The 15,216-nt window shown below is 38.1% G+C and carries 16 protein-coding genes and 3 pseudogenes; 16 read left to right on the forward strand and 3 right to left on the reverse strand.

The features are described 5' to 3' along the window. From JM83_RS00005 to JM83_RS19270, 4 genes and pseudogenes are all read left to right on the forward strand, one after another. The coding region (locus tag JM83_RS00005; RefSeq protein WP_144958282.1) for a helix-turn-helix domain-containing protein at nt 1-194 on the forward strand (194 nt) is incomplete at its 5' end. 182 nt (nt 195-376) lie between these two features. Continuing rightward, nucleotides 377-1,686 (forward strand): annotated as a pseudogene (locus JM83_RS00010) (MBL fold metallo-hydrolase). A gap of 6 nt (nt 1,687-1,692) precedes the next feature. Continuing rightward, entirely contained in the window at nt 1,693-2,400 is a 708-nt protein-coding gene (locus JM83_RS19265; RefSeq protein ID WP_222430202.1) for an MFS transporter, read from the forward strand. Between the two features lie 7 nt (nt 2,401-2,407). After that, a complete protein-coding gene (locus JM83_RS19270; protein ID WP_222430204.1) occupies nt 2,408-2,914 on the forward strand; it encodes an MFS transporter in 507 nt (168 codons plus the stop codon). Between the two features lie 728 nt (nt 2,915-3,642). Here JM83_RS19270 and JM83_RS19050 read toward each other — a convergent pair. The 3 genes from JM83_RS19050 to JM83_RS00030 are packed head-to-tail and all read right to left on the reverse strand — an operon-like array spanning nt 3,643 to nt 5,393. Beyond that, a complete protein-coding gene (locus tag JM83_RS19050) occupies nt 3,643-3,816 on the reverse strand; it encodes a hypothetical protein (RefSeq protein WP_186434922.1) in 174 nt (57 codons plus the stop codon). Next, the gene (locus tag JM83_RS00025; RefSeq protein ID WP_144958283.1) at nt 3,791-4,171 is read right to left on the reverse strand and encodes a transposase; all 381 of its coding nucleotides are present in this window, start codon (nt 4,169-4,171) and stop codon (nt 3,791-3,793) included. The genes JM83_RS19050 and JM83_RS00025 overlap by 26 nt, the downstream gene beginning before the upstream one ends. Beyond that, nucleotides 4,107-5,393: an ISL3 family transposase gene (locus tag JM83_RS00030; RefSeq protein ID WP_144958284.1), complete on the reverse strand. Its 1,287-nt coding sequence runs from the start codon at nt 5,391-5,393 to the stop codon at nt 4,107-4,109. Before JM83_RS00030 ends, JM83_RS00025 begins: the two co-directional genes overlap by 65 nt. A 74-nt stretch (nt 5,394-5,467) precedes the next feature. On the opposite strand from JM83_RS00030, the gene JM83_RS00035 reads away from it, so the two are divergent. The 12 genes and pseudogenes from JM83_RS00035 (at nt 5,468) to merA (ending at nt 15,194) form a co-directional block, all read left to right on the forward strand. Continuing rightward, a complete protein-coding gene (locus JM83_RS00035) occupies nt 5,468-5,935 on the forward strand; it encodes a helix-turn-helix domain-containing protein (RefSeq protein ID WP_144958285.1) in 468 nt (155 codons plus the stop codon). A 96-nt stretch (nt 5,936-6,031) separates the two neighbouring features. Next, on the forward strand, nt 6,032-7,162 hold the full coding sequence (locus tag JM83_RS00040; protein ID WP_144958286.1) for an IS91 family transposase: 1,131 nt from the start codon (nt 6,032-6,034) through the stop codon (nt 7,160-7,162). Nucleotides 7,163-7,481: 319 nt separating this feature from the next. Then, nucleotides 7,482-7,985 (forward strand): annotated as a pseudogene (locus JM83_RS00045) (conjugal transfer protein). Next, on the forward strand, nt 7,985-8,824 hold the full coding sequence (locus JM83_RS00050; RefSeq protein WP_144958287.1) for a hypothetical protein: 840 nt from the start codon (nt 7,985-7,987) through the stop codon (nt 8,822-8,824). The pseudogene JM83_RS00045 and the gene JM83_RS00050 overlap by 1 nt, the downstream one beginning before the upstream one ends. A 43-nt stretch (nt 8,825-8,867) precedes the next feature. Then, a pseudogene (locus tag JM83_RS00055) lies at nt 8,868-9,473 on the forward strand (conjugal transfer protein TraK); the annotation flags it as partial. Nucleotides 9,474-9,893: 420 nt separating this feature from the next. After that, entirely contained in the window at nt 9,894-10,367 is a 474-nt protein-coding gene (traM, locus tag JM83_RS19710; RefSeq protein WP_315897855.1) for a conjugative transposon protein TraM, read from the forward strand. A gap of 140 nt (nt 10,368-10,507) precedes the next feature. Beyond that, nucleotides 10,508-11,308, forward strand: a complete 801-nt coding sequence (locus JM83_RS00065; RefSeq protein ID WP_144958288.1) for a DUF4138 domain-containing protein — start codon at nt 10,508-10,510, stop codon at nt 11,306-11,308. A 247-nt stretch (nt 11,309-11,555) separates the two neighbouring features. Continuing rightward, nucleotides 11,556-11,927, forward strand: coding sequence for an ArsR/SmtB family transcription factor (locus JM83_RS00070; protein ID WP_144958289.1), 372 nt, complete (start codon nt 11,556-11,558; stop codon nt 11,925-11,927). A gap of 10 nt (nt 11,928-11,937) precedes the next feature. After that, nucleotides 11,938-12,534, forward strand: coding sequence for a mercuric transport protein MerTP (gene merTP, locus JM83_RS00075; RefSeq protein ID WP_144958290.1), 597 nt, complete (start codon nt 11,938-11,940; stop codon nt 12,532-12,534). A 24-nt stretch (nt 12,535-12,558) separates the two neighbouring features. Continuing rightward, the gene (locus JM83_RS00080) at nt 12,559-12,900 is read left to right on the forward strand and encodes a heavy-metal-associated domain-containing protein (RefSeq protein WP_261376285.1); all 342 of its coding nucleotides are present in this window, start codon (nt 12,559-12,561) and stop codon (nt 12,898-12,900) included. A gap of 199 nt (nt 12,901-13,099) precedes the next feature. Beyond that, nucleotides 13,100-13,474, forward strand: coding sequence for a YHS domain-containing protein (locus JM83_RS00085; RefSeq protein ID WP_144958292.1), 375 nt, complete (start codon nt 13,100-13,102; stop codon nt 13,472-13,474). Between the two features lie 16 nt (nt 13,475-13,490). Next, a complete protein-coding gene (gene merA, locus JM83_RS00090) occupies nt 13,491-15,194 on the forward strand; it encodes a mercury(II) reductase (protein WP_144958293.1) in 1,704 nt (567 codons plus the stop codon). Nucleotides 15,195-15,216: the final 22 nt, after the last annotated feature.

Genomic DNA, 15,216 nt, shown 5'->3' on the forward strand with positions numbered 1-15,216 from the left:
AAGAAAGGCTGAAAAATTATATTCAAAACAAAATAGCAATACTCAACAACAATCATATTCATACTACGCATCAAGAAATTGCTGAAGATTTGCATACGAGCAGAGTTGTAATTTCACGCTTGCTAAAAAAAATGGAACAGGAACATAAAATATCGTTACACCGAAGTTTTATTCAAGTCCAAACTGGGTTTTAAAGATGGCGATGAATTTCCTACAACCTTTAATGAGCAGATAAATTATCCCTTTTTTCCTAAATACAGTAACTACCGGAAAGAATGAGCGAGCGAAAAAATCATTTTAGTTAATAAGTACTTATGTATCATAGGTTACTGAAAAAGCCCATTCAAATCTTACTTTTGAGTAAAAATTAGATATTATGAAAATTAAACAGTTTGAATACGAACCACTAGCGCATTTTTCATATGCTATTGTCAGCAATGGAGAAATGGTGGTTGTCGACCCAGAGCGCAACCCGATGAAATATTATGCTTTCGCGAAAGCGAACATGCCAAAATAGTTGCTGTTTTTGAAACACACCCGCACGCAGATTTTGTTTCTTCGCACCTACAGATGCACAAAGAAACGGGTGCGACAATCTATGTAAGTAACAAGGTAGGAGCAGATTACCCACATCGTCCCTTTGATGAAGGGGATACCTTACAAATAGGGGAAATTGAGATTACCGCCATTAACACCCCAGGCCATTCCCCTGATAGCATAACGATAGTAGCGAAAGATGGAAAAAAGGTGGCACTTTTCACAGGGGACACGCTATTTATAGGAGATGTAGGAAGACCAGACCTAAGGGAAAAAGCTGGAAATATGAAAGCTAAACGTCGAGAGCTCGCCGAGATGATGTTTCAAACAATACAGGATAAATTTACAGGATTACCAGACGATGCACTGGTTTACCCAACTCACGGGAATTATATAAGTAGCGATAAAAGTAGTACTAATGAGCGTATGGGCAACTGGGCGTTCAAAGTAGAGACCAAAGAAAAATTCATCGATTCCCTTCTCGATGGTCAACCATTCATCCCCTCCTATTTTGGCTATAATGTTGACACCAATAAAACAGGTGCCCCCATCTTGCGTAATGCACTTGCAAAAATTCCGTTCAAGTTAAATGGAGCCATTGATAACGGAGCATTGGTCATAGATATTCGGGATGAAGCAACCTTTAAAAGAGGACATATAAAAGGAAGTTTAAACATTCAAGCAGCTTCCGAAAGTGCAAAGTTCGAGACTTGGTTAGGAGCCATCGTTGAACCTGACGAAAAATTTAATTTAGTCATCGATCATCCAAAAGATTTAGAGGAAATACTTGAAAGGGTGGCAGTAATAGGTTATGAAGTGAATCTTTTGTCCGTCGCCACGTCAGACACTATGAATCTTGAAACGATGGAATCATTGGACTTAAATGACTTTGAAAAACACCCTGATAACTATACAATCGTTGATATACGCAATAAAGGCGAGGTAGAGGAAGGCAAGTTCTTTAAAAATGCCTTGAGCCATCCCTTAAATGATTTACGGAAAACGGCAAATGAAATTTCAACTGGAAAACCTATAGTGGTACATTGTGCGGGCGGTTATAGAAGTGCCGCAGGAAGTAGCATACTCAAAAATAAGATTCCTGGAACTAAGGTATATGACCTAAGCGATGATATCGAAAAATTTAAATAGTTTTCTATGGATACTCGCTTAGGCTTAAGAGAGAACTGGAAGCAGTTTTCGCTGTTGGTTTTGGTAAGCGCCTTTGTTGGCGGTATGATAGGGTTGGAACGCAGCATATTCCCTGAATATGCACAAAAAGTTTTTGGGATTGAATCAAAAACAGCCATACTTTCATTCATAACAGCCTTCGGAATTACCAAGGCTCTGACCAATTACTTTACTGGGCGTTTGGCAAATGCCATAGGTCGGAAAAATTTATTGGTTATTGGGTGGTTATTTGCCATTCCTGTTCCTTTTATTTTGATGAACGCAAACGGTTGGAACTGGGTAATAGTTGCCAATCTTCTTTTAGGAATCAACCAAGGTCTGACTTGGAGCAGTACGGTGGTAATGAAAATTGACCTTGTAGGAGAGAAAAATCGCGGTCTGGCAATGGGACTCAATGAATTTGCAGGTTATTTTGCCATCGGTATAGTGGCATTCCTTTCAGGTTACGTGGCAGACCGATATGGTATTACCCCTTATCCGTTTTACATAGGAATAGTTATATCTATAATAGGATTTTTATTGAGTCTATTTTTTATAAATGATACGAGCAAATTTGTTGCCTTAGAAAGTAAAGATGATAATTCAACCGAACTAAAGAATATATTTTGGGAAACCACATTAAAAGATAAAACACTTAGCTCAGTGAGCCAAGCAGGTCTGGTGAACAAACCTTAATGACGGAATGATATGGGGGCTATTGCCCATAATTTTGCTTCAAGCCAATTATGATTCCCAAAATATAGGGATTATAACAGCTATCTACCCTACGGTTTGGGGATTGGGACAATTATTTACTGGTAGGATGTCAGATATATATTCAAAAAAGGCGATGTTGTTTTGGGGAATGCTTTTGCAAGGTTTTGCCATTTTAATTTTACCCTTCATTACAGAGAGCTACATAATGCTAATTGCCTTAACCTTTGCGTTGGGGATTGGTACTGCGCTGGTCTACCCTACATTCTTGTCTACAATTGCAGCTGCCACGAGCCCAGCCCAACGTGCCGAAAGCATAGGTACTTTTAGGCTATGGCGAGATTTGGGATATGCTATTGGAGCAATAGTTTCTGGGATCATTGCGGATTTATTCGGTGTGTCGATGGCAATATTGTCTATAGGTGCCATAACCATAGTTTCGGCAATGGTAATCAAATTTAGGATGCCAGAACTAAAGACCATTAAAAATAATTAAAGTCATTTCGTTTTAGGTAATTCTTGCTACCCATTGTGAATTTGAAATAAATGATTTTGTATCAATATGTTTTAGTTATAGATTAGTTTGTGAAGCGATGTTGCCATAGAGACCGCTGATAGTATTTTTTTTGTTGAAAATTCTATAAACCTTTTACTTGGAGATTAAAAATTAAACTACCGTATTGAAACTCATCAAATAATTTCCGTTTTTTTGTTTAAATACGACAATCCAAATTTGATTTTAATTAAAAATAATGATTATGATGTTTCTATGGGTTTTGTGGCAATCCTTTTAGTTTATCTTCTCTGGAAATTTATAGATAAGAAAAATTAACGCTGTAGTAGAGTCAATCTAAAATTTACTCCCGAGATAACATCTCGGTGAATTTGAGAAGGTAGATAAACTGCTTTTTAGTTTTGTTCTTTTATAAAAGGTATTGGCTCAAGATAATGAATTGGGGGTTTTAGATATAAGTATCTTCTTTAATTAGTATATTTGAAAATTAATGAAACTGATTGCTTACATATTATCGTTTTATGTAATTTTTTTAATGACTATGCCAGCTGTTCAGGCTTTTTCGCCTATTGATGCTGGCAATTCTTGTTGTAATGGCTGTATACCAAATACTTCTACCGGGGATCACCTCCCCGGTTTCCTTATCAATAATATGAAGTTTCTGCCTGCAAAATCAATAAATAGTTCTTTCCCAGGGTCATGCTCAAGCTTCATCGAGCCTTTCTCCCTGGCATATTTACGCCAATAATGTTCCATAAACTGGTATAGCCATAAGGATCTTTAGCCTGCTGCACATATTCCTGGTAATGGTATAAAAAGGTAGAGCCGGGGTGGTTTCGAGCCTTATTGGGTTCTTCGTCACTTTTGGTGAACCATACTTTCATGTAATACCATTTTCTTTAGAAGCGGAAAGTTGGCTCTGCCATACATCATTCGTTTGATATTTTTCAATTTATTGACCTGTCCTTCCACCTGCCCATTACTTATGACTGATATTACCACTTGATTTATGGCACTATAATCGTGTTTGACCCCTTGGGCAAAACTCCGTAATTCTGATTCAGGTTGCAGTGCGCGGGTTAACCAACTTTCTAATGGTCCTTCCTCTTTATTTTTGAAGAGGCTTTTAAATTGCACGGCCATTTCTACGGCGGCTTTAATTTCCGGCGCTTTGTTATACAGGAATTTCAGAAAAGCCTGATCCGTCTTTTTTAATCGGTCTTCTGGCTGTAATACCATAAAGGAAATCTTCGAGGTTGACCAGGTTTTTATTGGTGATAATTTTGGCAAAAAAAATATTGTCAGAGTCAGGCTTAATAAACTGATTCATATTACTGCAAAATTGGGTATACTTCCCATTAAACCCTTTATCGCGGATATTTTTGTATAAGGTTGGATAGTCCTGTTTCCCGTAAAATTTCGGAAGGTATTCCCTGAACTCATGAAAATTAGTCATAGTTACTTGTGGTACAGGCGCTTGTCGTTTCGGGAATTCATCATGCTGAATGTACTTCCCGATGGTTCGGGGGCCGGCTTGAAGCATTTTGGCAATTGTTTTTATCCTATATCCTTGCTGATGAAGTTCCTTTGCCTTTTCAAATTTCATTTGTCGCTGTGAGTTTGATGTACATTTAGGTGTTGGCAGTGAACGAGCCTTTTCTTCTTCCAATAGAGGTTCTCTATTGCCCGGACGGCTAAAAGCTATAAAGGCCGCTTTCAAAGTTGTACTGTGCTTGTGAAGTACCCTTTTAAAAGCATCCCTAAGGTTTACATGGAGGTGATATCTGTCAGCTACCTCGATGGCCTCTTTGGTACCTTCTTTAGTTCCCTTCGAATAGGCACTGGCGCGATCCCGTGATACTGTATGAATTTCTGGATGCTTTAGAAGCCACTGCTTCAACGTATCTGCTTCTCTATCCGGTAATAAGTCGACAACCTTCTTACGTTCAAGATCTACAATGATGGTCCCATAGTTCCTTCCTTTCTTAAATGCCCAATCATCCACTCCTATGACTCCAGAAGTAGTAGTTGTCCCTTCTATTTCCAACTGTTGAATTAGGCGCAAGATGGTCGAGGAACTCACCGGGTTACCTGCAATACGACTAATCAATGCCCCTTTGTTTCCACCTACTTCCAGGCCTATGCTACGCAGCACATCAATGGAACGGCATAAGCGCCTTGCATAAGGCAGAATATCCTGGCTAAAGCGTTCTGTAAATATTTTTCGCGGACAGCTTTTATTACGGCAGAAAAACTTTCTTGCCCTGAGCTGTAATTGCACCAATTTTCCTGATATTGGAAGATCTGCTAAACTTCGAACATAATGACTATGAATACGATTGCCATATTTGTTACATAAAGGGCAGCTACTGCGCTTTTGTTTTGGAAGAATAGAGAAAATGATTTTTGTATCAGTATGGAATACAGCAATTTGCTTAATTTTTAATTTGCAGGAAAGCATAGTACATAGTTTAAAAACACCCTATTAAATTACACAATTAATGTGTATATTTATATTCTTTTAGAAGAAAAATAATGGCAAAAAACACGTTAGACCCGAAAGAATTAAACCCTCAAGAGATCAAAAATATTCTCAAAAGCAGACAAGAATATAGAGTAGCTCTAAGGTTGCAAATGGTTTACCTGATCCACCAGGGAAAATCCAGCAGAGAGGTGGCCGATATCTATCAGGTAAGCTTTAAACAGGTGCTAAACTGGGTACATAGATTTAAACATCAGGGAATAGAAGGGCTCAAAGACAAAGTGGGGCGTGGTAGAAAAGCTAGCTTAAACAAAAAAGAATTAGATCATATTCGGCAGACTATTTTGAATACCGCTCCATCTGAATATGGGTACACATCCAAGCGATGGACAGGGCCTTTACTTTTGAAATGGATCAATAAAGAATATAAAACCGAATTTACAGCCACAACTATATATAAATTACTTGAAAAGATTGGGCTGGAGTCCCAAAACGGAAAAGGGTATGTCCCACTCGATTAGATCGTGTAAATAATTAATGATTTTTTCACCAAAAGTGACGAAGAACCCGATTCAAACCGTAATATCCACACTGGAGCGGCTTTGCAAAGAGCAAGCGTGAAACGTGCTGCTTACGAAGTAGCCCAGGTGTTGGAACGCAACAGGGAAGGCCTGGCCGGTTATTGTGCCAATAGCTGGCAACTTCGTACCCTCCACGCCTTGCGCAAATGCCGCAGCGCTGCCCTTGGCGGCCACATTGACCGTTGCAACAATCCGGGCTGTCACCGCCTGCACCTGAGCTACAACAGTTGCCGGAACCGTCATTGTCCCAAGTGCCAGGGACACAAGAGGGAAGAATGGATACGGGCAAGGGAGGAAGAATTACTTAACGTGCCGTACTTCCACGTGGTGTTTACCCTTCCCCCTGAGCTTAACCGGGCCTGCCTGTATGAACCAAAACTGATGTACAGCTTACTGTTCAAAACAGCATGGCAGGTAATAAAAGGTTTTTCTGCAAACCCAAAGTTCATCGGGGCCAATCCCGGTATGATCGCTATCCTGCATACCTGGGGACAAAACCTTTCCCTACACCCACACCTGCATTGCATTGTTCCCGGTGGAGGCATTACCAAATCCGGCAAATGGAAGTCGGCCAGGAGCAAAGGCACATACTTGTTTCCGGTAAAGGCCAGGAGCACCGTATTTAGGGCTCGTTTTGTAGCTGCCCTGCGCAAGGAACTGAAGCCGCGATCCATTGCCTTCTATGAAAGCCTGTTCAAAAGCAATTGGGCAGTTTACTGTAAGCGTCCTTTTTTTGGCCCTTCTCAAGTGGTGGGATACTTGGGACGTTACACCCACAAGATCGCCATTGGCAACCATCGCATAAAAGAGCTGGACAACAAGGGCGTTACTTTTGCCGTAAAGGATTACCGGCACGGGGGAAAGAGGTCCTTACTACGTTTGTCCGACCAAGAGTTCATCAGGCGGTTCGCCCTGCACGTCCTCCCCAAAGGCTTTGCACGCATCCGCCATTACGGGATCTTGAGCTCCTACCACAAGAAAATCACGCTTACCCAGCTACGGCAAAGCCTGGGGCGGGTACAACTCCAAAAACAAAAACCATTACAACACCGGCTGTGCCTGGTTTGCAAGAAAGGAACATTAGTGACCCTTAACATCTTTACGGCACGTGGTCCACCAGAATATTGGATGGAAAAATTGAAAAAGCAAAAACAAAACGGAATATGAAAAAATGATCCTTAAAGGCGTAATAGGACGCCTATGGCCTAATCCGATCAAAATAGCATGAAATACCAAAAGTGCTATGGAAAACATTACAAAAAGGAGTTGCACCTTCGGTCAATAACAATAACCCGACATCCAGTTAGGTGTCCTACCTAACAAACTTTACCCCCTCAAAACAAACTAATCCCCATATAGGGCTAATCGGCAAAGAACCGGTTTAGTCAACAGGGCGTTCATGTTAGGCCGTACCGGCCACACGAACGCTTAGTTATTATCCGCACTATTTGTAGTGCTAATTGGAAGTAACGCTTCGGCCCAGGGGATGCCTGTGTATGACAATACAAACTTTATCTCTTTTGTAAAATCATTGTTGGAATCTGGTAAACAGACCGCCAATTTAATGAAGACGGTAAAATTCCTTAAAACCCAAAAAGAGAATATCGATAAGGTAAACGATGTGATCAAACAACTTAAAGCAGTTCGGGAATTGGCAAGAAATAACCAACGCCTGTTTGATATTGTATAGGATGATTTAAGGGAAATACTCAATTCCCCTTTTATCAAACCAGATGAAGTTACTCGTATTTCAGAATCCTTTGATGCCATCCTTGAAAATTCTATGGCAGGTATGGAATATATCGACCAAATACTGTCCAGCGACAATATGAAGGTGACCGATGCCGAACGAGCAGAAGTACTCAAAGAAAAGGAATTGGAATCCAAGCAAATGGTAGCTTAAATTGAGGCAAAAACCAGACGCTATCGGGAGATTATTCAATTTAGGGAAATGCAGCACAAAATCAAAAACCAAGAAACCAATTACTAATGTCAGGTATTTTTTTAGGCATAGGGTTAGAATATGTGGCCACTATTTTTCAAACGATAAAAAATAGTGATTTCTCACAATATACTATTGCAGGGATGAAGACCCTTGCCATCTTGTTCTTTCTCATCAATATCCTAAAAAAATACAATGAAGGCGTTGCCAATAATGAAGGCTACACTTGGGGTTGGACCCCTGCGGAACTGGCAAAAAACTTTGCAATAGTAATTTTAGTGATTTTTTCTACACAGGTAGTGGGTGTTTTCGACACCATTTTGATGGCCATTGAAAACCAATATCGGGACACGGCACCCGCACTCCTTCCTTTACAGATGCAAGATATTGACATCGAACAGGATGTAAGTGCTTGGGATGCCGCCACCAAAGCAATGGCGATGCTCTACGAAGCTTTGGTCACACCCTTATATGGTCTAAAAATACTATCCTTTGTTGCCGGAATATTTCTCTGGTTGCTGGATTTGTTCATTTATCCCTTATTCCTTGCAGAGCGATTCTTTTTATTGGGCATAATGCAAGCATTTTTTCCTTTGGTCATCAGTTTGGCTGTTTTTGAAAAGTTCAGGTCATTGGCCTACAACTTTTTCAAACTTTATGCAGGTGTTTATATGTTAGTTCCTGCCTTTTTTCTGGTCAATGTTTTCGTGAATAATCTCTATACCGAAATCAACACCAATTTTTGGAGCGATTTATTTGGTACAGATTGGGGTAGTAATTTTTTCGCACCGCTTTTTCAGTTAGGGTCTATCGGTTTTATTGTATTGCTGAAATTCAAATTATATAAACGAGCAACATCATTCACTTTTAAACTCTTTACAGGCTGATAAGTGCTTAAAGCAAATTTATCAATTACCAATCATACAAAAAATGAAAACACCATATAAGAATATTTACTACATATTAAAGCTCAATCGCTTTATTGTGTTAGCAGTCGTTATCGGAGCTGTACTGACTTGTATCATTTCCGTATTGATGGTCATAAAACTGCATAAAGAAACGGTTAACAATGCCTTTGTGGTCAATACGGAAGGAAGCGTTATTCCGCTCAAACTGGTATCCCAACAAGAAAATATAAAAGTTGAAGTCTTGGCACAATTGGAGTTGTTCCATACCTATTTCTACAACATAGATGCCAGCAATTATGAAAAGAATTTGGAGAAAGCTTTATGGTTGGGCAATAGTTCCGTAGATGCTTTGTATTGACAGAAAAAAGCCGATGGCCTGTATAACCGTTTGTTACAGTATTCGTTAGTTCAAAAAGTATTGAATATTGAATCAAAAGTTGATATTCAAAACGAACCCTGCAAGTTTGAGACCAAAACCGTTTTTGAAATCAATCGAGGTACTATTACAGATACCTATGAATTGACCACTACTGGAAATTTGATTCAGGTTGATAGAAAATTTCCAAACAATACCCACGGACTGCTGATTACCAACTTTTTTGAAAGCACCTTACGAAAATTAGAAAATTATGAAAGTAGAAAAAATAAAATAGTCTTTTCCATTGTGTTGGTATGCATCCTGCTATTTATAGGAGGATATACAATGCTCGTTATGGGCAAAGACGAAGAACCGACCATTGAAAACAACCAGATTCCCGTACCGGAACTGGAAGACGACCAAAAGGAATACGATTCCAAATTGGATGCCCTAAACGATTTAAAGGAAGTAAGGGAGACCAATGCACCGAGTATTTATGATGAACGGCTGTTGGATTCCACAGGCGTATATGACCCTAATTTATTGGATAAGAAAAAAATGCAGATGGTAGATAGCATCTACCAACAAGGGCAGATTTGATATTCAGATAGAACGTTTGAAAATATCAATCCCAGATACTATCCACCAAAACCACCTGTTAAGAAGGAAAAAGACACAACGGATGCCTTTATAGAAAAAGAAACGAATGTTGAGGCCAAAGAACGTGCTTTGGAGCATCAACTTTTTTTTGCCTCGCATCCCATTGAAAATGATGATTTGAATTCAAAAAACACAGATGAATTTATTTATGTACGTGTAGATGGCACACAGACCGTGAAAACCAATTATCGTTTACAGATGCGATTATTAAAGGATGCTACCGTCTATGGGCAACATTATTCCAAAAACACACCCATTTACGGATTTATTGATTTTAAGCCCAATCGCACAATCATAGACATTGAGAACAGCAATCATCAGCCAGTAAAGTTAAAGGCTTATGATTTTCAGGATGGTAGTAAAGGAATTTATATTGAAAACAGTTTTAGAGCAGAAGTTACCAATGAAATTGTTGGCGATATATGGTGGACGATATCAACATTACAGGTGTACCGCAAGTTAGCGGTTTCAAAAAAATGTTCCAACGTAACCACAAAAACGTAAAGGTTACGATAACCGATAATTACAAACTCATTTTAAGAATGCCTAAAACCAAATACCAAGGAAAACCTTTAATGGGCAATTATTAAACTTACTATTATTATGAAAAGCCCTTAAAGGGCAATTAGTTAAAACGTACTCTTATGAAAATTTTAATCACATCTTTATCGTTGATTTTTTCAATGTCAATTTCAGCACAGCAACAGCTGGACACCATTTACGCCAACGACCAGAAGAACGTTGCCTTATTTTTTCCCAATCCCATACGACAGGGCATCACCGGAGCTTCCCATTTCGTATTCACATACAATCGTGAGAAGGAACAATACTTTGGATTGTTACAGGCGAAGCCTGGAACGGAAAGCAACCTATTGACCGTTTCAAGTGATGGTAGCGTTTATTCTTATATTCTGAAGTATTCTGAAAAACTTCCAGAACTGAATTATTTTATCAACGAAAATGAAAGCATTGGTAGCGAGCTTCCAATAAAGATTAAGCAGGAGCCAGAATTTAAGCCATTGAACGAATATGCAAATAGAATAACACATTTTCAAAAATTCAGCGAGTATTCATTAAAATCCAATTTTGAACGTCTTGAAACCAAGCGTAAAAAAGGCATCAAAGTACAATTGCAAAAAATTGCTTTTGATGCTTCTGAAGTGTATCTGGTTATAGAGGTCAAGAACAAGTCAGGAATCGATTTTGAAATAGACTATCTCGACGTGTACAGAACCAATGGGAACAACAAACGCAAAGCTTCTTATCAAAGATTGCAACAAGAAGTGATTTACAGACACAAAATACCACAATCCGTTACAGATGGGGAAAGCCAACGCTTTGTGTATGTGCTTCCCAAGTTTGTTTTAGGGGATAATGAAAAACTGATGCAGGAGCTGAAGGAATTGAAAGGGGGTCGAAAGGTGGTTTTAGAAACAAGGTTTTGAAAAATCGTCTAATGATTTCATTTTAGAGAATAAAGCATTTTTGTTCAAATTAAAACAAACCAACTATAAGTTGAAAAGCTAGTCCACAAACAGTGCATCTATTTTTCCCAACCTCTTACTCTAACACTCTAAAAACCAAAAGAGCTAAAATTTTCCGAGAAATTTTAAAATACATATTTAAGTATTTGCTTAAATACGTAATTAATTATATATTTGCCCGCCAAACATAATAAAAAAACATAATAATATGAAATTAGAAATAACCTGTACACGAGCGGAAGCCAACCACAAGCAACTGTTTAATTGTATGTCCGCATTAAACAGTATGGACATTAGTTTTGAAAACACATCTAAACTTTTATCCATTGCCGGCAATGAGGTACGCTTAAAAATCCTGTTCTTATTAAATATGGAAAATGAACTCTGCCCTTGTGATTTAGCCGACATTCTTAAAATGAGTGTTCCAGCAATTTCACAGCACATTCGTAAAATTAAAGACGCGGGAATTATTACGGCGAGACGTGATGGCCAAACGCTTTATTATTCTCTGAACGAGGATGAAACAGATATTTTGAAAAGTATTTTTAAGTCAATCAAATTAGAAAGAAAAACAGCATAAATTTAAAAAAATGAAATCAGAAAAAACATCAAAAAATGCAGCATATACGGGTTTGTTTGCTGCTGTTGCAGCATCATCCTGCTGTATTCCACCTGTTATTGCTTTAATTGCAGGTGTGGGAGGAGGTGCATCAGCGCTATCCTGGATGGAACCTTTTAGACCGTATTTAATAGGATTGGCTGTGATAGCCATTGGCTACGCCTGGTATGCTTATTTAACACCTAAAAAAGTAGATGATTGCTGTGAAATTGAAAAGCCAAAATGGTATCAAACCAAAGGGTTTTTAATTGGGATCACATTGTTTGCAGCCATTTCAATTAGCTTTCCATATTATGCACACATCTTTTATCCCAATAATAATAACAAGGAAGTGGTCGTGGTCAGTGAAGCCAATGTGGAAACCCTAAACTTTGATATTGAGGGAATGACCTGTAACGGCTGTGCGGCACATGTTGAAAACGAAGTGAACAAACTTTCCGGGATTATTTCTGTTACGGCAAGCTATGACAATGAAAATGCCACAGTCACTTTTGATAAATCAAAAACGGCTAAAAATGATATAGAAAAAGCAATTAATTCAACTGGATATAAAGTTGTAAAAGATTAATAAATAAACTTAAAATTACATATTATGAAAAACCTATTAATAGTACCCATATTGGCTTTGATGCTGTTTTCTTTTCAAGTGAAAGCACAAAGTAATGAGGCCACAAATCAAGTTGTGGAAGCTGCTTCAAAGAAACTAAATTCAAAAACGGTCAAATTTAAAATCACAGGGATTACCTGTGCTGGTTGTTCCAATGCAATTTATAATGCTTTAAAAGAAGTGGAGGGTGTTTTAGAACATTCAGTTGAATATCCTGGAGATATTGCTGTTATTGAGTTTGATGATTCAAAAACAAGTATTGAAGCCTTAAAACTTGTCATAGAAAAGAAAGGCTATAAAGTCGAATTACTAAAGGATAAAGCATAATTTTTGTATTAAGCTCAGCTATATCTACAAATGAAGAAATTTTCCATAAAAATTAGGTTTAGGCCTCAAATTAGAACCTCTTTTATTGGAATTGATTAATTAGCACCTAAACGGTTCTGTCATTTTATTTTGAAAGAACTGTTTTAAAATCTAAAACAGGATTAAAAAGCATTCATTGTTTAAATTATTATGAATAAAAATGAAAAAATTGGAATCAAAAATTTGTCCCACTTGTGGTTGTTCATTGGTAAGATTGGGAATTAAGGAAAAGTCCACTGCTTTAATAGAACATAATGGACAATCGTATTTCTTTTGCTGTTCGGGATGTGCCACAATTTTTAAGGAGCATCCGGAAAGATATATACAAGAAATTCAAGATATAGTAGTATGCCCGGTTTGTCTTGCGGAAAAAAGCAGGGAGCAGACAACTATGGTTTCATATAACGATACGGACATCCCATTTTGTCGCTGCCCACATTGTATTTCCACCTTTGAGGAAAAGCCTGAATACTATTTGAATAGGTTGATGGGTAAAATTGAATATGAGGGACTATTCAATAATTTGTGTTGCTAATAAAAATGAAAAAAATATGTCACAAAATATAGAAAAAATCACATTAGGAATAAACGGGATGACCTGTAGTGGCTGTTCGTCACGTATAGAAAATGAAATAAATGCAAAAGAGGGCTTTTTAAGCAGTGCCGTAAATCACGAAACCGGGATTGGGGAATTTACAATTGATACCAATAAGTTAAGCAAATCAGATGTAATAAATGCTGTTAATGGTATCGGTGATTATTCGGTTGTCAATGATGTTGAAGAAGAAGATTTTAGTACAACAACTTTAGACGATGCCACAAAAAAAGACAATTCCAAAGAGAACACCAATTACGATTTAATAATCATAGGAGGTGGTTCTGCGGCATTTTCAGCAGCCATAAAAGCCGAAAGTTTAGGACTGACAACCCTAATGGTAAATGGTGGTCTTGACTTTGGCGGAACTTGCGTCAATGTAGGTTGTGTACCTTCCAAAAATTTAATTCGGGCTGCCGAAACAGTATATCATGCTACGCACTCTAATTTTAAAGGTATCAAAACAAAAGGAGTTGAGATTGATTTTAAGCAAGTTATCAAAGATAAAAAAGAGTTGGTCGCTGCACTGCAACAGCAAAAATATATGGATGTGGTAAGTGATTTTAAAAACCTGACCATGCTTAAAGGATGGGCAAAATTTGTTGATACCAATGCTATTCTTGTAGACGAAAAAGATACTTTTACAGCCACCAATATCCTGATTGCCACAGGAGCAACCATAAATATCCCAAATATTGAAGGATTAAAAAATGTAGGCTACTTAACCAATGTGTCTTTATTCGATTTAGAGGAAAAACCGGAAAGCCTGACCATAATGGGAGCTGGTTATATTGGATTGGAAATTGCGATGGCATACAATCGTTTAGGTGTAAAAGTGCGTATCATAGAATTTACCGATAGGCCATTGCGCAACCAAACCAAGGATATTACCGATGTATTGGAAGCTCAAATGAAAAGTGAGGGCATTGAATTTTTGCCAAATTTCAGAGCCTTTAAATTTGAAAAAGATGGCGATAACACGATTATCCATTGCAAATGTCCAGACGGAACGACAACGCAGCTTATTGAAAAAGGCAAGATTTTGGTAGCTACAGGCATCAAGCCCAACACTTCAAGATTAGGGCTTGAAAACATTGATATTGATTTAACCGAAAGAGGCCATATTCTAGTCAATGAAAAAATGGAAACCAATATTCCCACTATTTATGCAGCAGGTGATGTCGCCAATACACCGGCCTTTGTTTATACTGCCGCAAAAGAAGGTAGCATAGCAGTCAATAACGCCTTTTCATTGTCGAAAAACAGTGTTGATTATGCATCATTACCTTGGGTTGTATTTACAGACCCACAAATTGCAGGAGCAGGCATGGACGAAATTGAAGCAGAAGCAAAAGGGATTCCTTTCGAAGTATCAAAATTGGATTTAATACATGTTCCAAGAGCCTTGGCAGCACAAGATACCAGAGGGTTTATAAAATTAATAAGAAATACAGATACCGATAAATTAATAGGTGCAAGAGTGATTGCACCAGAAGGAGGCGAATTGATACAACAATTGAGTATGGCTATTAAATTTGGTATTACAGTAAAAGATTTGGCAGAAAGTTTTTACCCATACTTAACACTGGGTGAAGGCATAAAATTAGCAGCAATTACCTTTGGAAAAGATGTTTCTAAATTGAGTTGCTGTGCGAGTTAAAAATTGGTACGATGAAATCGCC

This window comes from Gillisia sp. Hel_I_86, from assembly GCF_007827275.1.
GTDB lineage: Bacteria > Bacteroidota > Bacteroidia > Flavobacteriales > Flavobacteriaceae > Gillisia.